Annotated in this window: 32 protein-coding genes and 1 tRNA gene; 9 read left to right on the top strand and 24 right to left on the bottom strand. The window is 62.0% G+C overall.

The features are described from left to right. The coding region (locus tag Q0R02_RS03445; RefSeq protein ID WP_367271422.1) for a prephenate dehydrogenase dimerization domain-containing protein at positions 1 to 201 on the top strand (201 nt) is incomplete at its 5' end. Here the strand turns inward: Q0R02_RS03445 and Q0R02_RS03440 are convergent. The 4 genes from Q0R02_RS03440 to ftsE are packed head-to-tail and all read right to left on the bottom strand — an operon-like array spanning position 195 to position 3020. Beyond that, positions 195 to 893, bottom strand: coding sequence for a 1-acyl-sn-glycerol-3-phosphate acyltransferase (locus Q0R02_RS03440; RefSeq protein WP_293880870.1), 699 nt, complete (start codon positions 891 to 893; stop codon positions 195 to 197). The two genes, Q0R02_RS03445 and Q0R02_RS03440, sit on opposite strands and share 7 nt — an antisense overlap. Then, complete coding sequence (locus Q0R02_RS03435) at positions 890 to 1420, bottom strand: YdcF family protein (protein WP_293880868.1); 531 nt, start codon at positions 1418 to 1420, stop codon at positions 890 to 892. The genes Q0R02_RS03440 and Q0R02_RS03435 overlap by 4 nt, the downstream gene beginning before the upstream one ends. After that, complete coding sequence (locus Q0R02_RS03430; RefSeq protein ID WP_293880866.1) at positions 1417 to 2307, bottom strand: FtsX-like permease family protein; 891 nt, start codon at positions 2305 to 2307, stop codon at positions 1417 to 1419. Before Q0R02_RS03430 ends, Q0R02_RS03435 begins: the two co-directional genes overlap by 4 nt. Further along, a complete protein-coding gene (gene ftsE / locus Q0R02_RS03425) occupies positions 2307 to 3020 on the bottom strand; it encodes a cell division ATP-binding protein FtsE (protein WP_293880864.1) in 714 nt (237 codons plus the stop codon). Before ftsE ends, Q0R02_RS03430 begins: the two co-directional genes overlap by 1 nt. 212 nt (positions 3021 to 3232) lie before the next feature. On the opposite strand from ftsE, the gene Q0R02_RS03420 reads away from it, so the two are divergent. Next, positions 3233 to 4057: a zinc-ribbon domain-containing protein gene (locus tag Q0R02_RS03420; RefSeq protein ID WP_293880862.1), complete on the top strand. Its 825-nt coding sequence runs from the start codon at positions 3233 to 3235 to the stop codon at positions 4055 to 4057. Here the strand turns inward: Q0R02_RS03420 and Q0R02_RS03415 are convergent. Next, complete coding sequence (locus tag Q0R02_RS03415) at positions 4029 to 5417, bottom strand: MATE family efflux transporter (RefSeq protein ID WP_293880860.1); 1389 nt, start codon at positions 5415 to 5417, stop codon at positions 4029 to 4031. The two genes, Q0R02_RS03420 and Q0R02_RS03415, sit on opposite strands and share 29 nt — an antisense overlap. 145 nt (positions 5418 to 5562) lie before the next feature. Here Q0R02_RS03415 and Q0R02_RS03410 point away from each other — a divergent pair. Then, positions 5563 to 5648: transfer RNA gene (locus Q0R02_RS03410), tRNA-Leu, on the top strand. A 54-nt stretch (positions 5649 to 5702) separates the two neighbouring features. On the opposite strand, the gene Q0R02_RS03405 is transcribed toward Q0R02_RS03410, so the two are convergent. From Q0R02_RS03405 to Q0R02_RS03385, 5 genes are all read right to left on the bottom strand, one after another. Continuing rightward, positions 5703 to 7268 carry a peptide chain release factor 3 gene (locus Q0R02_RS03405; protein WP_293880858.1) on the bottom strand — a complete coding sequence of 522 codons (1566 nt, stop codon included), beginning with the start codon at positions 7266 to 7268 and terminating at the stop codon, positions 5703 to 5705. A 47-nt stretch (positions 7269 to 7315) separates the two neighbouring features. After that, positions 7316 to 10042 carry a collagen binding domain-containing protein gene (locus tag Q0R02_RS03400; RefSeq protein WP_293880857.1) on the bottom strand — a complete coding sequence of 909 codons (2727 nt, stop codon included), beginning with the start codon at positions 10040 to 10042 and terminating at the stop codon, positions 7316 to 7318. 28 nt (positions 10043 to 10070) lie between these two features. Continuing rightward, a complete protein-coding gene (locus Q0R02_RS03395) occupies positions 10071 to 10883 on the bottom strand; it encodes a molecular chaperone (protein WP_293880856.1) in 813 nt (270 codons plus the stop codon). 145 nt (positions 10884 to 11028) lie between these two features. Then, positions 11029 to 11523 (bottom strand): DUF4402 domain-containing protein, encoded by a 495-nt coding sequence (locus Q0R02_RS03390; protein WP_293880854.1) that lies wholly within the window; start codon positions 11521 to 11523, stop codon positions 11029 to 11031. A gap of 162 nt (positions 11524 to 11685) precedes the next feature. Beyond that, the gene (locus Q0R02_RS03385; protein ID WP_293880852.1) at positions 11686 to 12189 is read right to left on the bottom strand and encodes a DUF4402 domain-containing protein; all 504 of its coding nucleotides are present in this window, start codon (positions 12187 to 12189) and stop codon (positions 11686 to 11688) included. Between the two features lie 85 nt (positions 12190 to 12274). On the opposite strand from Q0R02_RS03385, the gene Q0R02_RS03380 reads away from it, so the two are divergent. The 5 genes from Q0R02_RS03380 to Q0R02_RS03360 are packed head-to-tail and all read left to right on the top strand — an operon-like array spanning position 12275 to position 17630. Continuing rightward, complete coding sequence (locus Q0R02_RS03380) at positions 12275 to 13354, top strand: type III polyketide synthase (RefSeq protein WP_293880850.1); 1080 nt, start codon at positions 12275 to 12277, stop codon at positions 13352 to 13354. Continuing rightward, positions 13354 to 14037, top strand: a complete 684-nt coding sequence (locus tag Q0R02_RS03375) for a methyltransferase domain-containing protein (protein ID WP_293880848.1) — start codon at positions 13354 to 13356, stop codon at positions 14035 to 14037. The genes Q0R02_RS03380 and Q0R02_RS03375 overlap by 1 nt, the downstream gene beginning before the upstream one ends. After that, on the top strand, positions 14016 to 15104 hold the full coding sequence (locus Q0R02_RS03370; RefSeq protein ID WP_293880846.1) for an NAD(P)/FAD-dependent oxidoreductase: 1089 nt from the start codon (positions 14016 to 14018) through the stop codon (positions 15102 to 15104). Before Q0R02_RS03375 ends, Q0R02_RS03370 begins: the two co-directional genes overlap by 22 nt. A gap of 31 nt (positions 15105 to 15135) precedes the next feature. Beyond that, entirely contained in the window at positions 15136 to 15531 is a 396-nt protein-coding gene (gene msrB, locus Q0R02_RS03365; RefSeq protein WP_293880844.1) for a peptide-methionine (R)-S-oxide reductase MsrB, read from the top strand. Between the two features lie 44 nt (positions 15532 to 15575). Continuing rightward, positions 15576 to 17630: a transglycosylase domain-containing protein gene (locus tag Q0R02_RS03360; protein ID WP_293880842.1), complete on the top strand. Its 2055-nt coding sequence runs from the start codon at positions 15576 to 15578 to the stop codon at positions 17628 to 17630. On the opposite strand, the gene Q0R02_RS03355 is transcribed toward Q0R02_RS03360, so the two are convergent. The 3 genes from Q0R02_RS03355 to Q0R02_RS03345 form a co-directional block, all read right to left on the bottom strand. Further along, positions 17606 to 18235 carry a YgjP-like metallopeptidase domain-containing protein gene (locus tag Q0R02_RS03355; RefSeq protein ID WP_293880840.1) on the bottom strand — a complete coding sequence of 210 codons (630 nt, stop codon included), beginning with the start codon at positions 18233 to 18235 and terminating at the stop codon, positions 17606 to 17608. The two genes, Q0R02_RS03360 and Q0R02_RS03355, sit on opposite strands and share 25 nt — an antisense overlap. 88 nt (positions 18236 to 18323) lie before the next feature. Continuing rightward, positions 18324 to 18770, bottom strand: coding sequence for a YcgN family cysteine cluster protein (locus Q0R02_RS03350; RefSeq protein WP_293880838.1), 447 nt, complete (start codon positions 18768 to 18770; stop codon positions 18324 to 18326). Next, entirely contained in the window at positions 18758 to 19336 is a 579-nt protein-coding gene (locus tag Q0R02_RS03345; protein WP_293880836.1) for an SCO family protein, read from the bottom strand. Before Q0R02_RS03345 ends, Q0R02_RS03350 begins: the two co-directional genes overlap by 13 nt. 78 nt (positions 19337 to 19414) lie before the next feature. Between Q0R02_RS03345 and Q0R02_RS03340 the strand changes: the two genes are divergently transcribed. After that, on the top strand, positions 19415 to 20011 hold the full coding sequence (locus Q0R02_RS03340) for an ankyrin repeat domain-containing protein (protein ID WP_293880834.1): 597 nt from the start codon (positions 19415 to 19417) through the stop codon (positions 20009 to 20011). Here the strand turns inward: Q0R02_RS03340 and Q0R02_RS03335 are convergent. The 11 genes from Q0R02_RS03335 to Q0R02_RS03285 form a co-directional block, all read right to left on the bottom strand. Continuing rightward, on the bottom strand, positions 20008 to 20493 hold the full coding sequence (locus tag Q0R02_RS03335) for an MmcB family DNA repair protein (protein ID WP_293880832.1): 486 nt from the start codon (positions 20491 to 20493) through the stop codon (positions 20008 to 20010). The genes Q0R02_RS03340 and Q0R02_RS03335 overlap by 4 nt on opposite strands. Positions 20494 to 20542: 49 nt before the next feature. Beyond that, positions 20543 to 21016, bottom strand: coding sequence for a cell wall hydrolase (locus tag Q0R02_RS03330; protein ID WP_293880830.1), 474 nt, complete (start codon positions 21014 to 21016; stop codon positions 20543 to 20545). Positions 21017 to 21352: 336 nt separating this feature from the next. Next, positions 21353 to 21694: a DUF1491 family protein gene (locus Q0R02_RS03325; RefSeq protein ID WP_293880828.1), complete on the bottom strand. Its 342-nt coding sequence runs from the start codon at positions 21692 to 21694 to the stop codon at positions 21353 to 21355. Next, positions 21691 to 22152 carry a PaaI family thioesterase gene (locus Q0R02_RS03320; protein ID WP_293880826.1) on the bottom strand — a complete coding sequence of 154 codons (462 nt, stop codon included), beginning with the start codon at positions 22150 to 22152 and terminating at the stop codon, positions 21691 to 21693. The genes Q0R02_RS03325 and Q0R02_RS03320 overlap by 4 nt, the downstream gene beginning before the upstream one ends. Beyond that, on the bottom strand, positions 22142 to 22609 hold the full coding sequence (locus tag Q0R02_RS03315; RefSeq protein ID WP_293880824.1) for a PTS sugar transporter subunit IIA: 468 nt from the start codon (positions 22607 to 22609) through the stop codon (positions 22142 to 22144). The genes Q0R02_RS03320 and Q0R02_RS03315 overlap by 11 nt, the downstream gene beginning before the upstream one ends. A 39-nt stretch (positions 22610 to 22648) precedes the next feature. Continuing rightward, positions 22649 to 23242, bottom strand: coding sequence for a ribosome-associated translation inhibitor RaiA (gene raiA / locus Q0R02_RS03310; RefSeq protein ID WP_293880822.1), 594 nt, complete (start codon positions 23240 to 23242; stop codon positions 22649 to 22651). 37 nt (positions 23243 to 23279) lie between these two features. Further along, positions 23280 to 24023 carry a DNA polymerase III subunit epsilon gene (gene dnaQ / locus Q0R02_RS03305; protein ID WP_293880820.1) on the bottom strand — a complete coding sequence of 248 codons (744 nt, stop codon included), beginning with the start codon at positions 24021 to 24023 and terminating at the stop codon, positions 23280 to 23282. 8 nt (positions 24024 to 24031) lie between these two features. After that, entirely contained in the window at positions 24032 to 24625 is a 594-nt protein-coding gene (gene coaE / locus Q0R02_RS03300) for a dephospho-CoA kinase (protein ID WP_293880818.1), read from the bottom strand. Further along, entirely contained in the window at positions 24622 to 25428 is an 807-nt protein-coding gene (locus Q0R02_RS03295; RefSeq protein ID WP_293880882.1) for a shikimate dehydrogenase, read from the bottom strand. Before Q0R02_RS03295 ends, coaE begins: the two co-directional genes overlap by 4 nt. Before the next feature lie 2 nt (positions 25429 to 25430). Further along, positions 25431 to 26021, bottom strand: a complete 591-nt coding sequence (locus Q0R02_RS03290) for a nucleoside triphosphate pyrophosphatase (RefSeq protein ID WP_293880816.1) — start codon at positions 26019 to 26021, stop codon at positions 25431 to 25433. Positions 26022 to 26025: 4 nt separating this feature from the next. Next, entirely contained in the window at positions 26026 to 26832 is an 807-nt protein-coding gene (locus Q0R02_RS03285) for a pyruvate, water dikinase regulatory protein (RefSeq protein WP_293880814.1), read from the bottom strand. Between the last annotated feature and the right edge of the window lie 88 nt (positions 26833 to 26920).

Genomic DNA, 26920 nt, shown 5'->3' with positions numbered 1-26920 from the left:
GTGTTCCTGACCAACAAGGATGCGGTGCTGGAAATGTTACAGCGGTTCAGCGAGGACCTGACCGCGCTGCAACGGGCAATCCGCTGGGGCGACGGTGACGCGCTGTTCGATCTGTTCACGCGAACCCGCGCTGTCCGGCGCAGCATCATCGAACAGGGACAGGATGACGAGCGGCCCGACTTCGGGCGGTCGGATCACTGATTCAGCGCGTTGATCGCGGTGTGCAGCCGGGCCTCGACTTCCTCGCGACCCAGCCCCGGGGGGATGGGTTCGCCGATGCGCATCGTCACGATGCCGCTGCGTTTCATGAAACTGTGCCGGGGCCACAAATGTCCGCTGTTCACCGCCACGGGCACGATTGGCAGGCCGAGCGTCTTGTACAGCCCCGCGATGCCCGCCCGCAGCGGAGGTTGTTCCCCGGGCGCGACGCGGGTGCCCTCGGGGAAAATCACGATCGGGCGGTTGGCGGTAACGGCCTCTCGCGCGGCCTTCAGCATCCGGCGTAGCGCCGCCGATCCGGTCTCGCGCGCGACGGGGATGACGCCGTGACGCTGCGCCGTCGCGCCCCATACCGGAATGTTCAGTAGTTCGGCCTTGAAGACGACGGCGGGGCGGTCGATCAACCGGAGTATCTCGATGGTTTCGAGCATCGCCTCATGCTTGATCGCGATGATGACCGCCCCTTTCGGAAAGGCGCCCTCAACCACCGTGCGGATGCCCAGCAGCCAGCGCACGCACAACTGGTGATATTGCGACCACAGCCGCGACGCCGCGATGACCGCCTCTTGCCCGAACGGAACCGACAGCGCCGCGCCGATCACCAGCGGGATGCCACCCACATAGAAGATCAGGTTGAACAACAGCGACCGGAGGAATGTGATGGGGACGCTCACAGGCCGAACAGCACGGCAACACGGCGGAACAGATATTTGTTATATTCCTTCATTAATACGGTCAGCCCCGCTTGGCTGACGACGGCGTCAGACACGATCGTGATCCGGTCGCTGATCGCATGTTCCATCTCGAAGCGGGCGCGGCGCATGTGCCAGTCGGTCGTGACCAGCCGAACGCTCCGATAATTGCGTGCTGCCAGCCACGTCGCGGTCTCCTCTCCATTCGACCGCGTATCCACCGCCTCGCGCCCCAGGTCGATAGTGCGCCCGAACAACGCCAGCGGGACGCCCTGAGCAATGGCCAGTTCGTGCGGCTTTACCGACCGATCGACACCGGTAATCAGCATCCGCTTTGCCCGACCGACCTGCAGCAGTGCCAGCCCGCGCTGGATGCGACCAGGTGCTCCGGTCGGGACGACGATGGCGTCGGTGATTCGATTGTCGGCCGGTTGCGGCAGGGTGACGACGAACAGCACGAAACCCAGCACCCAGAGCAGCACGATCAGCGAAAGAACACGGCGGATCACAACATGCGCGCCAATGCCCGCAGCACGGTCGCGCGCGCGGTAACAACCGCCAGCAGCACTGCCCCGCCAGGCACGAAGATGATTACCAGCCAGTCGATCCAGCCGAGCCCGCCCTGGTCGAACAGCGCCGCGCCGACGGCGGCAAGGCGATGGGCGATGAACAGGATGATGACAATGCCACCGGTGAACCCCATCAGGCTGCCGAACAGCGCGTCGAGCCCGGCGCGGCGCTGGAACAGGCGCGCCACCTGGCGATCAGTTGCGCCCATTAAATGCATGACGTCGATCGTCGCGCGGTGAGTGTTGAGCGCCGCGCGCGCGGCCAGCACCACCGCCGACGCCATCGCCGCCGCCATCAGCCCGACCAGCCCGACCGACAGCCACTGCAACGTCCCCAGCAATCCCTGCAGCGGGCCAAGCCATTGAGCGTGCGGCTGGACCAGAGCCGATGGCGCGATTGTCCGGATCGCCTGCGCCACATCGGCGACATCGCGCGCATCGCCCTTGGCCAGCGTCACGTCGATCAGCACCGGGACCGGCAAGTCGGTGGACAGCCCATCATGTCCCAGCCACGGTTCCAGCAGCGCCTGCATCCGGGCGTCGTCGATACGCGTGAAGTTAGTGACCGCCGACAGATGCGCCAGTTCGGCAAGCGCACCCGCCGCCTGTCGTTCGCGGGCATCGGGGTTGGCCTCGACAATCTGAATGGTGAGCCGCCCGGCGAGCTGCTGGCCTAGTCCCGATACCGCGCCCCCCAGGCTTAGGCCAGCCGCCGCCGCCAGCACCGTCAGGAACGTCATGATGGCAATGACCCAGGGCATCGGACCCGCCAGCCGACCCTCCGGCAGCAATCCACGCGCTGCCACCGATGCGGAGCGGGTCGACATCAGCCGTTACGATCTTCGGCGCGTGGGGGATATCTCAAGGCACCGGTCGGGTCGGACAGCCGCCCCTTGTCGAGCCGCATCATCTGCGCGGTGCCGATGCGGCTGAGCAAATGAAGGTCATGCGTGGCCACAACGACGGTCGTGCCCAACCGGTTGAGCCCGTCGAACAGGTGGAGCAGACGCTGCGCCATTTCGGGATCGACGTTGCCGGTCGGTTCATCGGCCACCAGCAGGTCGGGACGCCCGATGACCGCCCGCGCGATGGCCACGCGCTGTTGCTCGCCGCCCGACAGTGTCGCCGGACGCGCGCTGGCCCGTTCCTCCAGCCCAACCCATGCCAGCATTTCGCGCACCGGAGCGGCGATCTCGCGCTCGTCAACGCCCGATACGCGCAGGGGCAGCGCCACATTGTCGAACGCCGAAAGATGCGGGACCAGTCGAAAATCCTGAAAGACCACGCCGATCCGCCGCCGAAAGGCGGGCAGCCGGTCGCGTCGTGCAGTCGCCAGATCCTCACCGAACATCCGGATGTTGCCCCGGCTGGGTCGTTGCGAGAGGTAAAGCAGCTTCAGCAGCGAGGTCTTTCCGGCACCCGAAGGTCCCGTCAGAAAATAAAATTGGCCGCGCGTCAGGCTGAAGCTGAGATCGGACAGCGTTTCGGAGCCCGTGCCGTAGCGCAGGCCGACGTTATCGAACTGAACGATATTGGCCATGCTTCCCCGCGTACGTTCGTCCCCCGCACTGCCTTTGCATGACGCGCGAGAGGCGTAAAGCGCGTGTGTCGCGTTTCACGCGGTTGGCTGGGCGCCTCACTATCTGGAGGCGCGAATAACGGCGGCTAAGGCGCAGGGGGCTTGCACCGAAGCGCCGGACAGTGCTTAACCATGATATTGCCGTCCTGTGACAGTCGAGTATTGCGCGCGCCATGATCCTGTCCTGCCCCGAATGCCGAACGCGCTATGTCGTTCCAGACAGCGCCGTAGGCCCGACCGGGCGACAGGTCCGTTGTGCGGCCTGTCGGCACAGCTGGTTCCAGGAACCGGCAATCATGGATTTGCCGCCGCCGCTTGCCCCTCCCGCCCCATCTGCGCCCCTGATACCCACCGGCGATGACGCGGCACCCGCCGGGCCAATCGCCCGGGACGACGGGGCCCCATCGCTCGCGGAGGTTGCAAACGTCGCGGACCTGCCGGATGACGTCAACCCTACGCCAACGCCCGCCGTTCATGTCCGCCCCGAACAGGATATTCCGGCTTCGGCAGTTGCTGACGATGTCGATTACGATGCCTTTGCGCACGAACCGCCGTTTCGACCGCGTCGCAATCCTGCGCGGATGTGGACGCTTGCCGCAGTTGCTGCGGCTTTGGTCTTGCTAGGCGGGGTCGGGGCGCTGCAATATTTCGGGACGCCGACATGGCTGGCGCGGCTGGGCCTGCCGATCGGCGAGACCGATGTCCCCCTGCTGCTGCAGGTGCCGCGCAAGCCCGACCGCCGGACGCTACCCAGCGGTAACGAATTGTTCGCGCTGACCGGTCGCGTCGTAAATCCGACAACTGAATCGCAACGTGTGCCCGACATCCTCGCCGAACTGCGCGATGCCCAAGGTCGGGTCGTCTATGGCTGGACAATCACGCCGCCACGGCGAACAATCGCGGCAAAGGCTAGCATGGAATTCGATTCCGCCGAGATCGACGTGCCAAAGGGTGCCAAGGCGCTGAACCTCAGTTTTTCGGGTGAGACCCCGAAGTAACCCAGAGCAGGCGGGCCCCCATCAGCAGCGCGGCGACGACCATGCCGCTGCCCGAAGCGATCACCAGCGCATATGGTCCCAACCCGTTGTGGACCAACAACCAGCCCAGCCCACCCGTCACAATGAAGAACGAACAGACGCTCGCCAACCCCGCCGCGACCTGATCGCCCAGCGATCGCAGCGCGTAGTTAAAGACGACCTGGACCCCGTCGAACAGAATGAATGGCGCCCAGATCACGAGCATTGAAGCGGCAAGCCGGTGGACGTTCGCCGTCGCCGGATAGGCACCGGTCAGCGGGACAGCGGCGGCCGCCAGAGTGACGGCGGCCACAGCGGTCAGGCCCATTGACAACGCGCCCGCGATCAATGTCCGCCGCCGCGCCTTCTCCGGGTGGCCGGCGCCGACGGCATTGCCGACCCTGACCCCCACCGCCGACCCCATGCCCAGCGCCAGCGAAAAAGTCAGGTTATGCAGCGTAAAGACGATCTGGAACGCATGGGCCGCTTCGTCGCCGAGTTGCGTCGATAGCGCGATCAGCCACGCAAAACCCCCGAGTTCGAGTGCCGCCGCGACCGCCGGGACCAGACCAAATTTCGCCAGTTGAGGAACGGCGCGCCAGGCCGCGCACCAGGCGTCTGGTGAATTATCGCGCACCCTGCGCGAACCATCGGGGTCCGAGCGCAGGACCGCCACGGCCATGAAGATCGCGCCACCCCAGACTGAAATCAGGGTTGCAAGCGCCGCACCGACCGCACCGAGCACCGGAAAGCCCAGATGCCCGCCGGACAGCGCCCAAGCCAGGACACCGTTGACCGGCAACATCCCCAAGTTCACCGCCATGACCGCGCGCGGCTTGCTGATCCCCTCCAGCCAATAGGAACCGGCGGTCATGACCAGCGACGCGGGATAACAAAAGGCCATGATACGGACGACAGCCGACGCGACGGGGATCAGCGCCTCGGCCACGCCAATCGCACGCAGCAACGTGGTTGCGAACAGGATCAGGATAAGGCAGGCGGCCAATCCACAGGCAGCGCCCAGCAACAGGCCGCTGCGCAGAACCTGGCCCGTCCGCGCCCGGTCGCCCGCGCCATCGGCCCGCGCGGTATAGACCAGCACGCCCGCCTGGGCCGACAATCCGGCAACGATAGCGATATAGGTCAGCGCCCGGCTGGCACCGAAGGCGGCAACCTCCGCAGTGCCGGCCTGCCCGACAAAAGCGATGTCGACAATGTGAAGCAGCGTCCAGTTGAGGCTGGACAAGATGACCGGCCACGCCAGCGCCAGCAGCGCGCGGGCTTCTGGGCCGACACGGTCGCCGGGGTCGTCGATCTGGCCGAAATGTTGGGGCGCGTTCATGTGCCGCCCCTAGCCGAGCAGGCCCAAAGCGCAATCCGAAGGAAGGAACCAGAAGCGTGGCAGCGGGCCATTGCAGCGAGCGACTGGCTTTGCTAGGGGCGCGCTCCTACCTGCTTGCCGACCTGTCGGACAAGCACATGACTGTGCGGTCGTGGCGGAATGGTAGACGCGCAACGTTGAGGTCGTTGTGGCCGAAAGGCCGTGGAAGTTCGAGTCTTCTCGACCGCACCAGACTATCGCTAATCGAACATGCATCGCCCCCGCCCTCATGGGCAGGGGTTGCGGCTATTCGCGTTCTTTCGTGGCGGTGAACCGGATCTTCGGGTTGCGTTCGACCGCATAGTTCAGGTCCCAGCTGCTCTTTGCCATGAACACCGCTGCACCGTCGCGGTCGGTCGCGGTGGTGCTCTGGTGCGTTTCGGCAAAGGCCTTCATGATCGCGGGATCATCGGCTGCAATCCAGCGAGCGGTATCCCATGGCGACGGTTCCAACGCCGCATCGACCCGATATTCCGCTTCCAGCCGTGAAATCAGTACGTCGAGTTGCAGCTGGCCGACGACGCCGACAATCCACTGCGACCCGATGTTGGGATGAAACACCTGCGTCACCCCCTCTTCCGCCATGTCATCGAGAGCCTTGCGAAGTTGCTTGGTCTTGGTCGGGTCCTTTAGCACAACGCGACGCAGGATTTCGGGCGCAAAGTTCGGCAGGCCGGTGATCGACACCGGGGGTCCGTCGGTCAGCGTATCACCCACCCGCAGCGTGCCGTGATTGGGGATGCCGATGATGTCCCCGGGAAACGCATCGTCGACGACTTCGCGTTCATGCGCAAAGAACAGGATCGGACTGTGGACGGCGATCGATTTGCCGGTGCCGACCTGGTTCAGCTTCATGCCGCGCCGGAAGCGACCCGAACACAACCGCATGAAGGCGATGCGGTCGCGGTGCATCGGGTTCATGTTGGCCTGCACCTTGAAAATGAAGCCGGTGACATTCGGGTCCTGTGGCGAGATCGGGCTGGGAGTCGCGGGCTGGACGCGCGGGCCTGGGGCGAACCGGGCAAGCGCATCGATCAGTTCGCTGATCCCGAACTCTCGCAGTGCGGATCCGAAATAAACCGGAGTCAGGTCGCCCGCCTGATACCGTTCGGTATCCCAGGCCGAGTAACCGCCTTGGGCCAGTTCGACTTCCTCGCGGAACAGCTTGACGCCCGCCGGGGTCAGCAAGGCGTCGAGCTGGGGATCGTCAGTGCCGCTGCATTGGGTGACAATGGCATCCTCTCCCCGGATCGGTTGCGTCAGGCGGTTGCGATCGAGGTCGTAGATCGCCTCGAAATCGGCACCCATGCCGATCGGCCAGCTCATCGGGCAGACATCGAGCTGTAACTGGTCGGCAACTTCATCCAGCAGCGAGAAACCGTCACGGCCGTCGCGGTCGACTTTGTTGATGAACGTGATGATGGGGACATTGCGAAGGCGGCAGACCTCGAACAGTTTCAGGGTCTGCGCCTCGATCCCGCGCGCGGCGTCAAGGACCATGACCGCCGAATCGACCGCCGTCAGCGTGCGATACGTATCCTCGGAGAAATCTTCGTGCCCCGGCGTATCCAGCAGGTTAAAGGTCAGCCCCTGCGTTTCGAACGTCATCACCGACGAGGTGACCGAAATCCCGCGCTGCTGTTCGATCTTCATCCAGTCCGACCGCGCACGGCGGTTCTGGCCGCGCGCCTTCACTTCTCCGGCGGTGTGGATCGCGCCGCCGAACAACAGTAGTTTTTCGGTCAGCGTGGTCTTTCCGGCATCGGGGTGAGCGATGATGGCAAAGGTGCGACGGTCTTGAGAAATTGTCATGATGGCGCGCGGTTAGCCGGTCTGGCAGCAAAACGGTAGCGGGTCGGTTATTTTGCAGCGCGCCGGGTTTCATCGGGTTGCGCCGCGATACCGCCCAGATGAACCGAGGGCGTCCCGGCATCGATCGTCGCCACGCCGTTAAGTGCGGTGGAGGTGCGCGTTGCCGCGGCCGACAGGCGGGCGATGCGGACGTGGTATTGTCCATAGGGCACCCCCTCGAACAGAAAGAACCCGTCGAAGTCGCTGCGCGTCGTGGCGGCAACGCGGCCTTCGACGTCGACCAGTTCGAGGTCCATGCCCTCCATCGTGCCGCCGCCCGCCCGCGCCAGGGTGCCGTCGACATCGCCGGCGCTGACCAGCGGCAGTTCGATGGCCTGCGTCACTCCGGGGCGCGGCGTGACGACAAGCCCGGAGGTGGATGGCTGGACCAGCGGATCGGGCAACGACGATCCATCGATACCGATCAGCACCGGCTGGAAAGGTTCAAGGTTATCAACAATAACCTGACCCTCGGCATCAGTAACGGCATCAACCGGGATCCGCCCCGCCGAAACCTGGACGTTCTTTTCCAACGGTTCGCCGGGGTCGCGGCGGCCGTTGTTGTTAGTGTCGCGATAGACGCGCACCATTGTTGACCCGTGCGACGCGAGCTTGTCGGAGGTCAACCGGATGCCGCCATGACGGCGCGGATCGGGACCGATGCTGAAGGCCAGATTCAGACCGGCGGCGATCGAGCCGTCGGTCGCCCCTTCGCCGCTGAACGTCACCGCCACCCGATCGAAGCGCCGGACATAGCCAATCCCCGCTCGGGCGCGGTGCAGGTCACGGTCATAGCCGACCTCTGCCCGCCAGTCATTTGCGTGCGTCAAATCGCCACCCGCCGACCATTCGCCGACCAGTGCTGCCGACTGGAACCGGCTTTCTGGCGCAAGGCGAAACCGCGCTTCTCCGCGCACACGGACACGCCCGATCCGGGCGTTGGCCAGGATCCCGGCCTCTATGTCGCTCGGTGGGTCGGGGCCGTAATGCGCGTAATCCTGCCGCCATGCGATCTCACCGGTCATCGATACACGACCGAGACTGGCGGAGGTGCGCGCCGTCAGGTCAAGGCTGTCGTTACCAACCGATCGCGTCGTGTATCGCACATCGAGATGGACGGGAATGCTGGTGTGGCCATTGCCGAAATATCGGTCGATGCCGACCTGGTGCAAGCCGGTCACGTTTTCAAGCAACCGGTCGGACGTGAATCCGCCATTTGCCCAAATTGTCTCGACCTCGACATGGGTCTTGCCAAATTCGCCGAGCAGCTGGGTTCGCAATGCCGCTCCCCCGCCCAGGTTCTGCGCGCCCGAGACCTCAACCAACGCGGGGCCGATTGCGCGACGAAGCGACGCCTCGGCGTAGTTGCGGCGGATGCCATGCTCATCCATGATACTGTGCAGTACAGATGCGAATGATGTGCGCGTGTCGATGCCGCGTTCGATTCCGAACGCACCGCGCCATCCACCCCGGCGTCCTACAGAACCTCCGGCAGGATTGATCAGGTCGTGACCGTCTTCATCGACGCCTGCCCAATAGTAAGTTTCGCGTGGTGGAATGCTGTCGAGACCGACCGGAACCGACTTAACTTCCCGCCTAACCTGGCCTTGCGGACCGTAGAGCACGACCTCGAAGCGGTTTTGTCCGTATTGAAGCGGAACGTCGAGAAACTCGTAGCGCCCGTCGGCTCGGTCGTTTGCAAAGGCGAGCAACTGCCCATTGCGATAGAGTTCGGCATCCCAGCCGCGTGGCAATTCGCCACGGAAATTAGTCTTGTCGAAATTCTCGTTGCGCTCAACGGGGCGATTGGTGACCGATATCCCTCGCCCCACGCTCGATTGGGCAACCAGTGCCGTCGATACGCCCTGGACATCACCGACCGCGACGTTGGTGGCATGGAGCGGCCCCAGCAGCCCTCCATCCGGATCGGTCCTGTAAGCGCGCACCCGGACGCTTTCGGGCGCACCATGACGGCTGGAAGATATGCGGGCGTCGTAGGCGACGGGGCCGACTTCTCCTGACGCGAAAATTTCATACTGGGCGTTGGTGCGGTTGCCACTGAGCCGATCCCTCAGGCCGCCTATACCGGCAACGATGTCGATCGAAGGCAGTTTAATACCGCGATAGGGGCTGGTAGAGTGCGGCAAACTGGCGAGATCAAATAGCGGACGCTGAACCGCCGTCCTTGCACGCCGTTCGGCCGCAAGCTGGGGTGGCAATTTGCGATCGGACTTGACGAACAGTAGCGCGTTCGGAATATCGGCCTCGATCTTGACGCCAAGCCATCTTGAAAGCGCGCTGGTGGCGACGCACCACCCCTCGGGCGTATCACGAATGTCGTCTGGCGCGACTTTTCGCGACGTGTTCGTGATTTGTTCGTTGTCGGTGTTGCGATCGATCGTGATCTTGTGGCTTTCGTCGAAAGCCCACCCAGTCGCGCGGCGCGACTGTTTGTCGAGCCGGACCGGAATATCCAGCGCGATGATGACATCGGCCAGATCGACGCACGTGCCGGTCGGCGTGGCGTAACCGCGCACGCCGTCACCCAGCCGGTATTGGTTAAGGCGCATCTCAAACAACAGGGCGTCATCGGCGTTCGCCGACCACCCTGCCGCCACGGCCACGCCAGGCGCGGCAAGGCCAGGCGCGGCAAGGGCAGGCGCGGACCCGGCGCAGAAACCCACGCCGGCAAACGCCGCCAAGGCCTGACTGGCTCGGAAGAAAAATCTTTTCATGGCGGCAGACCCTGAGGCCTCGCGTTTCCTAGCGCAGCACCGCGCTGACTTCGGCGATGGTGCCGCCGCCCGATTCACCTTCCTCAAGATACTCGACCTTGACCGGGCCATTCATCGACAAGGCCGTTGCCGCATCCTGGATCGGCAGGGCGACCGTGCGCTGGGCGACTTCGGCATAGACGGCAATGCCACGGGCCTCGAATATCGGTTTGGGCTGCCCCGCCTTGGTGACCCTGATCCGGCCATAAGTCGACCGATCGCCACTGCGCGCCAATGTGAAACTCAGCGCCGGGCCATTGCCATCGCGCGTCATCCGAACATCCGAAATCGCCGCGCTTGCCTTCAGCGCCCCCTTCCGTACGATGATCGGAATCGTGACACCATAGATCGGCGTCAACGCGATCGAGAGCCCCTCGCGGACAGGCGTGGCCGTGACCGCCTTTGCGTCGGGAATGGCCCGGAACAACATGTGGGCGCGATATTCGCCATCGGGGAGGTCGGCAGCAAAGCGCGCACCGATTCGAATCGCCTGGGGCTGGTTGGGCGGCAAGACAACCCGACGCGGCGCATAGCTGATCATCGCCAGCGTTGCCTTTTCTCGGGGAGTGGCGGCCTCTGTCGGCACTTCATCCAACTGCCCATTTGCCGTCATCCGACGCAGTTCGAGCGAAACGCGATAGGTGGCGGTTTCGGCACCGACATTGTTCAGGATGACTTCGGTGCCACGGCCACCATCGAGAATGACCCTGGTCGGCGCAACCAGCAGATCTCCGGCGGCCAGCACCGGCTGGGCAAAACTGGTAAGAGCGAGCGCAATGGCGCTCCGCTGAATTTTTAGCATCGAATGGTCCCCGCTGGCCAAGGACGGCCAGTGTTCCGACCATGGGCGAACAGGGTTTATATTGTGCTAACCATGCGGTGACCGTGGACAAGAAAATGGCCCGCCGGAACGAACCGACGGGCCAGATCCTGACTAATAGCGAGGCTTACTGGTAGTCGACAGTGACTGAGAAGCTGCCGGTGTAGACGCCATCGGCCTGGTTGGCAGCAACGCTGAGCGTGCCGCCGACCGTGAAGCTGTCGGTGCCGTTCAGGACACGCGTCGCCGAAGATGTCTGCAGTGTCGCCGACATCGTGTTGGCGCCTGCTGTCAGGGTAACCGGACCGGCCGCCGCCAGGGTAACCGTCTGTGCAGTCGTGCCGACAATGCCGAAAGCCGCAGCCGTTACGGCATTGGTGCAGACGAGTCCCGTGCCACAAGTACGGCCACCGGCTGGCGAAATTACCACGGTGGCAGCAGTCGTGCCGGTGACGATCGTGCCGAAGTTGAGATCGGCAGTCTTCGTGACCGAAACCTGCTTCAGGATCGATGCGGTTGCAGTTGCGGTTGCGGTGTTTGCAGCCTGTGCCGAAGTTGCGCCCAAAGCGAGAGCGAGCATGGCGGAGCCGGCCAGAACGGCCTTGAACGAACGAATAGTCATAGCAGGTTGGTCCCCGGTAAATTGACTGGCCAAAGCCAGCGTGAAAGGACCCCACGTCCCGTCGCGAAGGACCCTTTGCCGCACCGGTCGTTCAGAATGGATTGCAACACTTGGTAAACAGCCATTTAATCTTTGGCCACCTGCTGCGATCGCCAGTCGCTGTTACTGATAATCCGCCACGATCGGGATACGACCCCGCAGGTCACCGGACGTTCCCCCGCTGACGACGAGACGTCCGCCGAACGAGAAATTGAGCGATCCCGTGGCGTCGAGCGCGGGGTCGCCGGGCAGATCGGTGCGAAGATCGACTACTTCTGCGCTGCCGCCGTCGGCGGATGTCAGCCTGATCGACGACGGCAGGCTGATGCGGATGTGCCTGAGCGGATCGCCAGTGAGGCGGACACTGCCCTTCAGTGACATGCCGCCCAGGTCGACCAGCCCCCCGCTTACCGAGCGCGCGCCCGATCGTTCGTTGACAATGACGCTGCCAGACCCGCTGCCCTTTTGCGCCACCCGGCTGAAATTGAGCGACGACTGGATTTCGATGGTGAGCGCACGGCCAGGCGGTGCAGCTTCTGCTTTCGCCGTGGGTTTACAAAGCTGACACTGCGCCCGTGCCTGAATTGGCAGCAAGGCAAGGAGTGCAAAGAGCGCGCGGCGGTCCATGCACCGCCCCTACCGATCACGCGTCAACGACCGGTTAACTATGCGACATTGCAGCCAATATGGCCATTGCTGCGTTTGGTTGGGGATGCCAAAGTCGCGCGTGGTCGCAATACCAAGAATAAATGCAATCGGCACGGCGGTTCCGTCGCACGATATCCATGATGCATTCATCGGATGGGCACGCGCACGCCTGGATGGCGGTCGCAATTCGCGGCTGTTCGAACGCATGGCGCAGCGCGCGGGTATCCGGCATCGCTGGTCGGTCTTGCCCATCAGCGCGGACGGCGGGTCGCCGGTCGAACCCGGGGGCTTTTACGCCGATGGCCTGATGCCGCCGACGTCGGAGCGAATGCGAATTTATGCCGAAGCCGCACCAGCCCTCGCGCTTGCAGCGATTGCCACTCTGCCGGAACTGGGGGAGATCACCCATTTGGTCGTGGCAAGCTGCACCGGCTTTGTGGCACCGGGAATCGATCAGATCATTGCCACTCGGTTGGGCCTGTCGGCATCGGTGGAACGGACGCTGATCGGATTCATGGGGTGCTATGCCGCGGTAACCGCGTTGAAAACTGCACGGCACATCGTCCGGTCCGAACCCGAAGCGCGCGTGCTGGTTGTCACCGTCGAGCTGTCCACTCTACATCTGCAAGCTGACCTCGACATCGAACCGTTGCTGGCGATGCTCCAGTTCGGGGACGGCGCGGCCGCAGCCGTCGTGACTGCTGAGGGCAAGGGGTTGGCGTTGGGTGACCCCTTTGCCGCGACCGTCAAGGATTCGGACGGCCTGATACGCTGGGCGATCGGCGACACCGGATTTGCCATGCATCTGTCGGGTGCCGTCCCGGCCAAGCTGGGCGAGGCATTGTCGGACCCGGTCACACGACGTGCGCTGACGGGCGGAGTCGATCCCCGCGCCATCGACGGCTGGGCCGTTCACGCTGGCGGTCGGTCGATCCTCGATGCCGTCGAAACGACGTTGGGTCTTGCCCCCGACGCGCTGGCGGCGTCGCGCGAAGTGTTGCAGGATTTTGGCAATATGTCGTCGGCCACACTGATGTTTGTCCTTTCCCGCATGATGGAGAACCGCCCGATGCAGGGCGTTGCGCTCGCCTTTGGTCCCGGCCTTGCCGCCGAAGGTTTACGCTATGGCTGGGTCGACGGCTGATGCTGGAAAAGCGTGCCACTGCCGAGGAACTGATGGACGCGCCCGATCTGCCCGCCGCCACCTATGCGGCGGTGCTCCGCGATCTCGCTACGGTCAATACGATGACGATGGCGCGGCGTCCGACGCTCGATTTTCTCGCACGCGCGCTGGCTGGACGAAAGTCCTTTCGGCTGCTCGACGTGGGTTTTGGCGAGGGCGACATGTTGCGGACGGTTGCGCGCTGGGCAGCGAAACGGGGCATTGTCGCTGATCTGGTTGGGATCGACCTGAATCCCAACAGCGTGGCCGCCGGGCGCGCCGCGACCTCCGCCGCGCTGAAGATCGAGTACCGGGCGGGCGATTATAGCGACCTTGTGGGCGAGCATTTCGACCTGATCATTTCCAGCCTCGTCGCCCATCATATGAGCCATGACCAGCTGATCACCTTCTTGCAGTTCATGGATCGCGAGGCGCGGGCAGGGTGGTTCATCAACGATCTCCACCGGCATGGTTTTGCCTGGCTGGGGTTTCCTGTCTTGGCCCGCCTGATGCGCTGGCATCGCATCGTGCGTCACGATGGCCAGCTATCCATCGCGCGCAGTTACCGGCCCGGGGAATGGCCCGCGATCCTGCACCAGGCGGGAGTCCGCGCCAGTATCCGCCGCATATTTCCATTTCGCCTGTGCGTCGAAGCGATCCGCTGATCGTCGGTGGCGGGCCCGCGGGGTCCGCTGCCGCGATAACGATGGCCCGCCAGGGTCGCAGGCCGCTGGTCGTCGAGCGTCAGCGCGTGATCGGCGACGCGCTTTGTGGCGGCTTCCTGAGCTGGCGGACTTTGCAGCAGCTTGGGCGGCTGGGGATTGGCGCTCAGGAATTGGGCGGCCACGCTATCGATCACGTGCGGGTTTATTCAGGCAATCGGACGGCATCGGCCCGTTTGCCCGCGGGGGCGATCGGACTGTCGCGACGCAGGTTGGACACGATCATGCTGGAACACGCCGTTGCGGCCGGGGCCGGGCTGGAAATTGCAAATGTTCGCGGCATCGTCGCGGATGTGGTGCGCACCGACCGGGGAAGTTTCACGGCAGACGCGATCTTTCTAGCGACGGGCAAACATGATGTGCGCGGCCTGGCGCGCCCCCGGATCGGCGGTCACGATCCGACCCTCGGCCTGCGACTGCGCATCGCACCGCACCCGCGACTGTCGGCGCTGATCGGCAGCGGTATCGAACTTCACCTGTTCGACCGGGGCTATGCCGGGCTGTTGCTGCAGGAGGATGGCAGCGCGAACCTGTGCCTGGCGGTTCGCAAATCACGCTTGGCCGAAGCTGACGGGAAACCCGCGACCCTGTTTGCCGAATTGAGTGCAAAGTCTCCGCATTTGGAGGAGCGGCTGCAATGGCTGGCCGAGGCTTGCGAGCCGGAAGCGATCGCGTCGGTCCCCTATGGCTGGCGTGCGCTGGACACCGCCCCCGGTATTTTCCGGCTGGGCGACCAGGCGGCGGTTATCCCATCGCTGGCTGGCGAAGGGATGGGCATTGCCATCGCCAGCGGGGTCGCGGCCGCCGAGGCCTGGATGGCGGGCGGTGCAACGGCGGCTCCATTCTATCAACAGGCATTTGCCCGCCGGACGAAACGACCGGTCGCCGTTGCGAAATTCCTGTGGGAACGCGGAGAATCGAGGTGGTCGGCCGGGCTCGGGGTCCAGTTCCTCCGCTTTGCACCGGGCCTCGCCAAACTCTTTGCACAGGCAACGCGCATCGGGGATTGAACCGGGCTGTGCCTCGCCCCATCTGGACTGCATGGAAAAAATCAATCTCCCCGAAAGCGAATGGAAAAAGCGCCTTTCGCCCGAACAGTATCACGTGCTGCGCGAAGCGGGCACCGAACGGGCGTTCACGGGCATTTATGACGACAACAAAATGCCGGGAACCTATCGGTGCGCGGGTTGCGGTGCCGAGCTGTTCACCAGCGATGCCAAGTTCGATTCAGGCTCGGGCTGGCCCAGCTTTATCAAGCCTGCCAGCAGCGATGCCGTCGTCGAGCACAGCGATGTCAGCCACGGCATGCGTCGCACTGAAGTTCGGTGTGCCACCTGCGACGGGCATTTGGGTCATGTCTTCCCTGACGGCCCTGCCGAAACCGGCCTGCGCTATTGCATGAACAGCGCGTCGCTGGACTTTGACTCCAAGGCGTAAGCTGCTTGTGAGCGGCTGGGTTAGCGGCTAACCCTCCGCTCCCGATGGCGTCGCGCAACAATCCTTCCAGTCCAAGACGCTTCGGCTGGTTAGGGCGTATTTTTCGGATCGGGCTGTTTGCTGCAATCCTTGGGGCGATTGCGCTCATCGTTACGATTGCCGTGGCCTATTCGTCGCTGCCCTCTTTCTCCGAATTGAAATCGTCACCCAACGGCCAGATGATCCGGGTTCATGCCGTCGACGGCACGGTGCTGGTGTCGATCGGGCCCAGTTATGGGCAATGGCTCGGCATCGACCAGATTCCTGACACGATGAAGACGGCCATGGTTGCGGTCGAGGATCGCCGGTTTCGCTCGCATCCCGGCGTCGATCCCATCGGCATCGCCCGCTCGATCCAGGTTCGAGCGACTACCGGGTCGTGGCGGCAAGGCGGGTCGACGATCACGCAACAGCTGGCGCGCAATGTCTTCCTGACGAACAACAAGACGTGGACGCGCAAAATCCGCGAAATCGTGCTGGCGCTGGCGATCGAGCGCAAGTTTTCGAAGGATCAGGTGCTCGAGCTTTACCTGAACAAGGTGTATTTCGGCGGCGGTGCCTATGGCGTCGATGCCGCGTCACGCAAATTCTTTGGTCATCCCGCCAATGGCTTGTCATTGGGAGAGGCCGCGATCATTGCCGGATTGGTCAAGGCGCCGTCGAACTATTCACCCAGCGCCGATGCCAAGGCCGCCGTGGGCCGCGCGCAGGTCGTTCTGGGCGTCATGCGCGATCATGGCGACATCACCGCTCGACAGGCGGCCGACGCCGCGCCCGAAACGGTGGCGCTGGCCCCCGAACCCAAACAGAACAGCGTCCGTTATTTTACCGACTGGGCGCTGCCGCAGCTCGACACGATGATCGATGAAAGCAGCGAGCCGATCGAGGTTTGGACGACGCTCGACCTGAACATGCAGCGCCAGGCCGATACGTCGATTCGCACCAACACTCCGGCGGGCGCGCAGGGTGCGCTCGTCGCGCTCGACCGTGACGGTGCTGTCCGCGCGATGGTCGGCGGCAAGGATTATGTGTCGTCGATCTATAACCGCGCAACACAGGCGGTGCGCCAGCCGGGATCGGCCTTCAAGCTGTTCGTTTATCTCGCCGCGCTGGAAGCCGGGCATACCCCGCAAGATATGATGGTCGACGAGCCGGTCGACATTCAGGGCTGGAAGCCGCGCAATTCATCGCGCAAGTTTTCGGGTGCAATTAACCTTCGAACGGCATTTGCCTATTCGATCAACACGATAGCGGCCAAGATCGGGGCCGAAGTCGGCACGTCGACGGTTGCGGACATGGCACGTCGGTTCGGCATTACGACGCCGATCAACACCCACCCGTCGATGGTTCTGGGCACCTCCGACGTTCGGCTGATCGACATGACCCGCGCATTTGCAGCGGTTTCAGGTAACGGCGTGGCAGTATCGCCCTATGGTATATTGAAAGTGACGACGGGCAGCGGCAAGCTTTTGTATGAGCACCAGAGCGACAGCAGCCACGTGCTGGTTTCGCCGCAGGTGGCCGCCCAGATGATCGACTTGCTGCAAACCGCAGTCAACACCGGCACCGCCCGCGCCGCCCAGATCGGTCGCCCGGTCGCGGGCAAGACCGGCACGACAAGTTCGAACAAAGACGGGTGGTTCCTAGGCTTTTCGAGCGGCATGACGACGGGCGTATGGATGGGCAAGGACAACGCCGATCCGATCCCCGGCTTGCAAGGCGGCCGCGCGCCCGCCCAGGCATTTGCGCAATTCATGAAAGTGGCGGTGGCAAAGCGCCCGGTGGAGCAATTCAAGACTGAGGTAACCTTGCCGGAATGGCAATTGGAACCCGACGAGCAAGCCTATTTCGGCAATGCCGACGAAGGTCAGTTCGTTGACGAAAACGGCGCGCCGATCGATCGAGCCCCGGATAGCAGCGATCGCGAAAAGGACCAACAACCTGATGCTCAACCAACCACCGAATTGAACCAGCGCTGGATCGACGGGGTTCTGCAACGCGATCCGAATGCGCAGGGGGTCGACGGCAATCCCGGTTACCCGTCCCGTCCGAACCAGTGAAGCGCGGCGCCATGACTGCGCAACCAGAGGCGGGCAGGGTTGGGATCGGCTTCATGCAATTCGGCGACCAGCGCATGAAATGCCGCGCCGTGGTTCATGTGAATCCGGTGGGCAACTTCATGGGCAACGGTCGCCCGGCGGACGTCAGCGGGAGCAAGGATCAGCCGCCAGCTATAGCGGATATCGCCTGAGGACGCGCAGCTGCCCCAGCGCGCCTTGGGGTCACCGACCGCGACCCTTGTTACGGAGATGCCGTGCCGCGCCGCCAGCATCCGCGTCTCCTGCTCAAGCATGGTGAGGGCTTCACGTCGCAGAAATCGCAATAACCGTGGGGCCAGACTGTCGGCTGGGCCGCCGATAGTAATTATGCCATCGGCCAACCCGACCGACCGTGGCAGGGACCAATCCCAGTTCAGTTGCACCTGCTCGCCTCCGAACAGAAAGACCATTCCGGGCGCAATCGGATGCGGGCCTGGTAACCGCGCAAGTTCGGTTTCAATCCAGTCGCGCTTGCCCGCCGCCCAGGCCAGCGCCGGACGCAATGCCGCGCGGGTTGGCAGACTGAGCAATATACTGGCGTCGCGCGGATCGACGGTGAGCCGCATCGTTCGTGCGCGCGGGCGGCGGATGATCGTGAGCGGACGCGCCCGCCCACCCCCGGTGAAGATAAGATCTGAGCCCGGACCTCCGGACCTAAAGATCATCGCGGTCGACAATATGGTATTCGAGGTCGCCGGCGTCGGATTCCGAAATCGTCCACCCGCGGACAGACATCCCGGCGACATGAACGCTTTCGCGATCGCCGGTGTTAAGATGGTGCCAACCCGGCAACGGCTTTCCCTCGCCCCGCAATTTATAGGCACAGGTCGGAGGCAGCCAGTCGAGGTCGTCCAGCTTGGCGGGCGTCAGGCGGATACATTCGGGCACGAACTGGTGACGATGGGGATAGTCCGAACATTGGGCGCTATGCCGGTTGAGCAACTTGCAGGCGACATTGGTCGGAAACATCTCTCCCGTATCCTCATCCTCCAGCTTGTGGATGCAGCATTTCCCGCAGCCGTCGCATAGGGCTTCCCACTGCGCGCGATCGAGTTGATCGAGCGGCGTGGTTTCCCAAAAGCGCACCTTTACCTGACCCATTTGCCCAGTTCGTCGGCAATGGCCTGCGGTGTTCCGTCCGATGGCAACAGCGCCAGCGGCTTGCCATCGGGGTTCATTAGATAGGCCGCGTTAGTATGGTCGACGAAATACACACCAGGAGAGGTCGGCTTCTGTATCTGCACGGCAACCCCATAAGCCTTTGCCACCGCGGCGATGGCCTGCGGCGAGCCGGTCAGGCCAACAAGACGCGGATCGAAGTTGGCGGTAAATGCCTTCAGCGTTTCGGGGGTATCACGCGCGGGGTCAACGGTGATGAAGATGCTGCGAATCCTGTCGGCGCGCGCGGCGTTGGTCTTTCCGAATAATTGCCAGCCATGCATCAGATTGGCGACGTCGGTCGGGCAAACATCGGGACAGAATGTGTAACCGAAATATACGATCCGGTAACGTCCAGCGAAATCCCGATCGCTGACCTGCCGTCCATTCTGGTCGGTGAGCACGAACGGGCCACCAATCCGGGCACCTTCAAGCGGGGGCTTTGGCGCGGCGGTCGGAATGCATCCGGCAATCAGCACGCACAGCAAGAGAGTGGCAAGCTTGTTCATGACACGGCCAGCCTTGCGGTTTTAGTGCGGGCTGCGCAAGACGGACGTGCAGCACTTACCGGGTGATACAGAATGAGAATGGCTTTTCGGGTGGTTGGTCCCTTGCTGGCGGCGGCGCTTCTGCTGCCAACTGCGGCCTATGCCCAGTTCAGTGGAGGATTTAATTTCCTGAAGGCTGTCAAGGATCGCGACGGAGCCAAGGTAACCGAGCTTATTTCCACGCCGGGATCGGGCCCGATCGTCATTGACACGCGCGACGCTGCAACGGGAGAGGCCGCCTTGCATATTGTCACGAAGGGGCGCGACATCGTGTGGCTGAATTTTCTTCTTTCGAAGGGGGCAAATACCAATTTGCGCGATGGCCAGGGCAATACCTCGCTCTTTCTTGCGACCCAGATCGGCTGGGCAGAGGGCATTTCCCTGCTCCTGCAACGCGGCGCGTCAGTCGATATGGCGAACAACGGCGGGGAAACACCGCTGATCCGCGCAGTGCAGAACCGCGACATGACGACGGTGAAAATGCTGCTGGCCGCGGGCGCAAGTCCGTCAAAGCACGATACCGGGGCCGGCATGTCGGCACGCGATTATGCCGTTCGCGATCCGCGGGCTTCGTTAATCCTGAAGACGCTCGACGAAGCGCGTCCGCGGGCCAAAGCTGCAATCGGGCCGAACTAAGTCGCGACGGTGACTCCGTTATCAAGATCTCCGAGCAGGCGACGGGCAGCGCGGCGCGCAAAGCGCAAGGTCTCGGCTCGGCGACGCGATGACGCTAATGGCACCGATGTGGCCTCCCGCACGATGGCCGCGTCGTAACGGTCTGCAATGATGAGCCCGGCGCGGTCGGGGAGCATTTCGGGGCGGTCCAGAAGACTGCTCAGCGACAAGGGAACCGCCCAAAAAAAGCGGTCGCAATAGTCAAGGTAATCGATCCATTTGGCATCCCCCAGCAAATCCGCTCGTGATGTCTTCACCTCGACAATCGTCACCAGACCCTTGGGACAAAGGCCCATCAAATCGGCACGCCGACCGTTGCCCAACGAAACCTCGGTAACTGTCAGGCAATCATGGTGTAACAGCAGCCGCGCCGTGCCGCGAACCACCTCTGCGGTGGTAACGGCTGCGGCAATATCCTCGACATCGACAACATTAATCTGCATCGATCAACGATAGAACGAGACGTGAACGGATAAAAGACCGGTCAATCAATCAGCGATAGAAAAGATGATTTCCGACCATGGCGATTTGGCGTTTGTTCCAACGTGGCGAAACATGCCTGGCGTGAAAGTATAGCGCGTCGGGGGCAGGGCTTGCGAAAAGGTCCTTTATCGCGACTTGCGCAACGCCGACCGCCTTGCGCCACATCGAATTGCTCCGGACAACAGGGAAACCGCCGCCATGCACGAAGGAGAACTGGCTGGGCTGCTTGACCACGCCACAAATGGTGGATGCGAAGCGGCCCGACCGCGACCGATTCATCACCACCCGCGCCACGGCGAGTTGCCCGGCAAGCGGTTCGCCTTTTGATTCGAAATACACCGCGGTCGCAAGGCAGTTAAGCTCACCACCCGCTACGGCGTCATCATCGGAATAACGGTCAACGAGTGCCGAAAGGGACGCCGGGGGAGCCTGGATAGTAGGTACCAAGACCGGCGTGATGACCGTCCCATCGTCAGTAACCATCCCGTCTGTCGATGCCGTCCCAACCGCAGGGGCCGGTGGCAGCGAGGTCAATGGAATCGACTGAGGATAGAACATTGCGCCCGAGGCCGTGCCTGCAGGTATGCCGCCCATCGCGACAACCGCGCAAAATGCAATTACCGCAAAGTTTACGGCTCGGGAAACAATTGGCATCTGGTCTTCAAATTAAGCGGCTGGACGATCTTACACTGGGCAATTCAAACACTTATCGGCCCTGATCATCCTTCCGACTACGGTCCGCCGGCGTTCCTAAAACCCGAAACGTTCAGCGGTATCGCATTTGGAAAGAGGGCCCTGTCATTGTGCAGCGCAAAAGAGTCAATCGATCGCAATCGTTTCAGCGGCGAACCGTTCGGCATTTGCGATGTCCAGTTCTATTAACCATAGATCACCGTCCCGTTCCCTGCGACGGGCAAGATATGCATCAATTTCATTAACTGGATGAGTCGCGTCAGGCCCAATCGGCTGCCACAAATAGCATCCGGTGCCAGTCAGCACCCGCTCCTGAAGTGACGTAAAACGACCGCGCTCCGAACAGTAGAGCAATATCGCACCCGCACCAGAATTCCCTTTTTTCAACACCGTGGCGCTTCCGCCGGCCTGGTCCACCAGCCGGATCAAACTGCTCACCAGCATCGCGCTCGTGAGCCGCGGCGTCATTTACAGGCATATCCCGGGAGAGTGGATAACGGAATTCCCGATCGCATGAACGTCCCGGTTCCCCGAGCGGCTTCCTCGCCATCGCTATCGATTAGGCGGGCATCGGCGACGAATACCCGACGTTGTCCGCTGATCCAGCGACCTTCGGCGATTACCATCCCGGCTTTCAGCGGCTTTGTGAATAACAGGTTGAAGGCGGTGGTGAGGATAAAGCGATCAGTGACCAGGCTGTTCACCGCATAAAAAGCAGCATCGTCGAGCATCTTGAAATAAGCGGTGCCATGAACCGCACCAGCCGCATGATAATGTTCGGTGCCCACGAAAAAGCTTATCCGGGCAAAACCATCCTCAACGATTTCGAGTGTCGAGGGGAACAGGGTATTGATCGGTGCAGAACGGTAAAGCGACTCAAGTGCACGATGGTGCGCGCTTGCCCCGCTCTGCCCGTCAGGCTGCATCGCGCGTTTCGCCCGCTGCGAACAGGGCAAACAGGGCATCGTCGCTGGCGGCTCCGCGCAACTTTGCGACCAATGTCTTGTCCCGGAGAGCACGGCTGACTTGGGCCAAGGCCTTTAGGTGATCCGCCCCGGCATCGACGGGTGACAAGAGCATGAAGACGAGATCGACGGGAAGGTCGTCGATTGCCGAAAAGTCAATCGGATCAGCGAGTTGTGCGACGACGCCCACCACGCGATCAAGACCTTCGATCTTGCCGTGCGGAATCGCGATACCGCCACCGAAGCCGGTCGACCCCAGTCGTTCCCGCTCGGTAAGCCGCTCCACGACAAGCGTCGCATCGACCCCGTGCGCCGTATCGGCCAAAGTTGCCAATTGCTGGAACAGCACCTTCTTATTGGGAACCGCAAGCGCTGCAACCACAGCGCCGGGTCGAAGAAAATCAATCAAGTCGTTCATATCTAGTCCGAATCGGGTATCGCCGGTTGGATTGGGAGATTATGCCGCGCGCTGCGGTTCCACCCATCCAATCGTGCCATCGCCGCGCCGATAGACCATATTAAACGATCCCGTCCCACTATTTTTGAAAAGCAGGGCATTGGTGTTGCGCAAGTCGAGCATCATGACCGCGTCCGACACGCTTGCATCGGGTACATCGACGCGCGTTTCGGCGACAATTGCAGGAAAATCGCTTACCTCGCCGTCTTCGTCGTTCGATTGAAAAACGGTGTACCCGGCCTGATAACCCGACTCGACGGGCTCATAGGGTTCCTGTTCCTGGGCACCACCCCCCTTGTGGTCCTTCAGTCGGCGCATGTAGCGGCGCAACTGGCGTTCGATCTTTTCGGCAGCCGCATCGAACGCTGGGTGGGCGTCCATCGCGCTTCCCGACCCCTTAAGGATGAGTCCCTGCATGACGTGAGCGACGATATCGCACGAAAACCCGTTGTCGTGAGGACCGCGCCCGAATGTGACATGGGCGGCGATCGCACGCGCAAAATATTTATGGGCAATACCCTGAAGTCGCTCGTCGACGTGTGCGCGTAGTGCATCACCGGTGTTGACCTGATGGCCAGATACACGAATTTCCATTGGGTTCGACTCCTTGAACAACGGCAACTACGACAGCCTATGCGGTGTCGGCTCTCGCATCAACGCTCTGAGACGCATGTTCGTGCCAACTATCGCCCTGGGCCCATAAGGGATCGATAAGGCGCGTGACGAAAAGACGATGACGTGTGCGTTCATCGTCGGAAACCGTATGAAAACGGGGACGACGTCCATTGAGGGCCATCGGCACACTGGCCTGAATTAGGGTCTGCATCCGGGGCTGTTCCTGAAATCCGATCTCTAGCCCAATCTGTCGACCGCCCGTCAGTTCGACATAGACCTGGGTAAGCAATTGAGCATCAAGGAGTGCGCCATGCTTCACGCGCTGGCTGCGATCGACGCCATAGCGATTGCAAAGCGCGTCAAGGCTGTGCTTGGCGCCAGGGTGCCGCGTCTTCGACATCGCCAGCGTGTCGATGATCCTCGACAACGGAATGTGCATCCGCCCGCACTCGCCGAGTTCGTGGTTGAGAAAGCCCCAGTCGAACATCGCGTTATGAGCGATCAGCGGACTGTCATCGAGAAAATCGAGAAGGTCCTCAACCGTTTCATGAAACTCGGGCTTGTCAGACAGAAAAATGTCGCTCAGCCCGTGGATCTGTTCGGCAATACTCGGCATCGCCATGCCCGGATTGAAATAGGCGTGATAGGTCCGCCCGGTCTCGACCCGGTTGATCAGTTCGACGCACCCGATTTCAACGACGCGGTCGCCTTGGCGATGGTCCAGCCCGGTGGTTTCGGTATCAAAGACAATCTCGCGCATACCCAGTCTTATCGGCCTTGCGACGAAACGAGACAAGCAAGGACTTGCTTCACGCGGGTCCGCGTGACCGCCAGGGTGGTGCTCGTGTCGATCACATAGTCGGCAAGCGCGCGCTTCCGGGCATCGGGCGTTTGGCGTGCCTTGATCTGCTCGAATTTTTCGACCGTCATTCCCGGGCGTGTCAACGCGCGAGCCCGCTGTGTAGACTCTGGCGCGGAAACGACGATGACCTTGTCGACCGTCAGATTACCGCCTTTTTCAAAAAGAAGAGGGATGTCGAATACCACGATCGACGCATTGGAATGCGCTTCCAGAAAGCGCGCGCGTTGCTCGGCAATCGCCGGGTGAACGATGGCCTCGAGCCTTTGCAGTGCCCCATCATCACCGAATACCTCCGCCGCGAGTTTAACGCGATCGACGCCGTCATCACTGGTAGTGCCTGGAAAAGACGCCTCGATTGCATCCACCAATCCACCACCCGGCCCTTCGAGCACGTGGACAACGGCGTCGGCATCGAACACCGGCACACCAAACTCGCGAAACATCGCGGCAATCGTGGATTTCCCCATCCCTATCGAACCGGTCAGCCCCACGATCATCATTTGGTCAGCAAGGCCATCAGCTCGTCATCGCAGTCACGCGGAGGTGACGCACCAAAAAACAGTTCGAAGGCGAAGGCCGCCTGCCCGACCAGCATGTCCAGCCCTCCGACCGTCGCTAGGCCACGAGATTCGGCTGCCGCCAGCAACTGCGTTTGCAGCGGTGCGTAGACAAGGTCATAGACAACCGCATCGTCCAGAAGCGGTGACAGGTCAATTTTTAACGGCGGCTGACCTGTCATTCCGAGCGAGGTTGCATTGACCAGCAGAGCGACCGGCGGAAGGGTTGCCTTAATATTATGCACCGAACCCTTCAGCCCGAATCGAGCCAGCAGTGCCGCCCCCTTCAACGGGTTACGTGCCAGCAGCGCAACGTCGGTCACCCCGGCCCGCGCCAGCGCGAACAGGACGGCGTGGGCGGCCCCTCCACTTCCGATCACGGCCACCAGCTCGCCGGCAAGGTCCATGTCGGCGATCGGCGCGTAGAAGCCGGCGGCATCGGTGTTCGTCCCAATGACCAAACCATCCCGATCGCGCGTGATTGTATTCATCGCGCCGATCGAAGCGCGGACGTCTCCTGGGTCGGCGACATGCCCCATGACTGTGATCTTGTGCGGAATTGTCACATTGCATCCCCGCCAATCGGGATCAACGCTTCGCCTTTCGATAAAATCAGCCAAGGCATCGGGCGTCACTTCGATAGCCCGATACTCTCCCTTTATGCCGAGTTTCGTCAGCCAGAAATTATGAATGATCGGGGATTTCGTGTGTGCGACCGGAGACCCGATTACCTCTGCATACGGCATATTCATGACGCCATGATGCCGCGGAGCCGGAGCCAGTCGAGCAAAGAGAGCAAAGGGAGTCCGAGAATAACGAAATGGCTGCCTTCGATTTTGGTAAACAGCTGCGCGCCCAAACCCTCGATGCGGTAGCCACCCACACAATCACGCACCTGCTCCCCCTCTTGTTCGACATAGTCGGCAATGAAAGTGTCGCTGAGGCGACGCATCGTTAATTTGGCCTTCTGGAGATTACGCCAGATTGGGGTGCCGTTTTCAACTGCGACGACGGCGCTGTAGAGGGTATGCGTCTTGCCGGAAAGCAAGTGCAATTGCTCAGAAAGCAGGCGACCTGGCTTGTCGAGCATCGTGCCATCATCAAGCGACAGCGTCTGGTCGCAGCCTAAAACGATATCCCCTGGCCTGCGCCTTGAAATCCTAAGCGCTTTTAATTCGGCCAAGGCATCAGCGAGGTCGCGCGCATCGACCCCATCGGCCTTCAGCGAAGCCTTCACGCTGTTCTCATCCACGCCCGACGCCACAGCCTCGAATGGTACTCCGGCAGCCGCCAGCATCCCGCGCCGAGCAGCGCTCATCGAAGCAAGGACTAGCGTCATGACCTCACCGACGTTCGCCAACCAGCGCGATGATGGCTGCTGCTGCTTCTTCGATCGATCGTCGAGTCATGTCGATCACCGGCCATTCGTTATCGGCAAATATTCGCCGCGCAAACGCTATCTCTCGCGCCACGGCTTGCTCGTCAACATAGTCGGTCTCGGGAGCCTGGTTCAGAGACAGCAATCTATTTCGTCTGATCTGGATAAGGCGTTCGGCGCTGGTGATCAGGCCAACTATCAGGGGATTTTTCACGGTGAACAGAACCCCGGGCGGGGGTGATTCGATGACGAGGGGTAAATTGGCCGTTTTAAACCCGCGATTGGCGAGATAGATCGAGGTCGGAGTTTTAGAAGTCCGAGACACACCAACCAACAGAATATCGGCTTCTTCCCAATTCTCCCAGTTGATCCCGTCATCATGGGCAATCGTGAATTGAATGGCGTCCACCCGTGCAAAATAGGCAGCGTCGAGGACGTGCTGGCGACCAGGGCGCGCGCTTGCCGCCTGTCCCAGCAAATTCGACAGCGCATTGCTGACCGCGTCGAGGGGAGCAACCGCTGGCAACCCCAGTGCATGGCATCCATTTTCAAATTTGCGGCGAAGATCGCGGTTGACCAACGTATACATCACCAGGCCGGGCGAGAGCGCGATTTCACCGAGTACACGCTCAATATGGCCTTCACTGCGCGCCATCGGCCAGAAATGTTTGAGCACTTCGACGCCATCGAATTGGGCTAATGCCGCCTTTGCCATCGTCTCCAACGTTTCACCGGTTGAATCGGAAACCAGATGGAGGTGGAGGCGGGTCATGCCACACCCTGTGCATAACCCTATGGAGTTTGGCTAGGGCAGATCAGTTGATGAGCTTCCCTCCGGAGTTAGGGCTCCATTCTGAATT

Origin of the sequence: Sphingomonas sp., from assembly GCF_025353885.1 — a bacterium.
Taxonomy (GTDB): Bacteria; Pseudomonadota; Alphaproteobacteria; order Sphingomonadales; family Sphingomonadaceae; genus Sphingomonas_O.
Note: the sequence above shows the minus strand (reverse complement) of the source record. Positions and strands in the feature narration are given on the sequence as shown.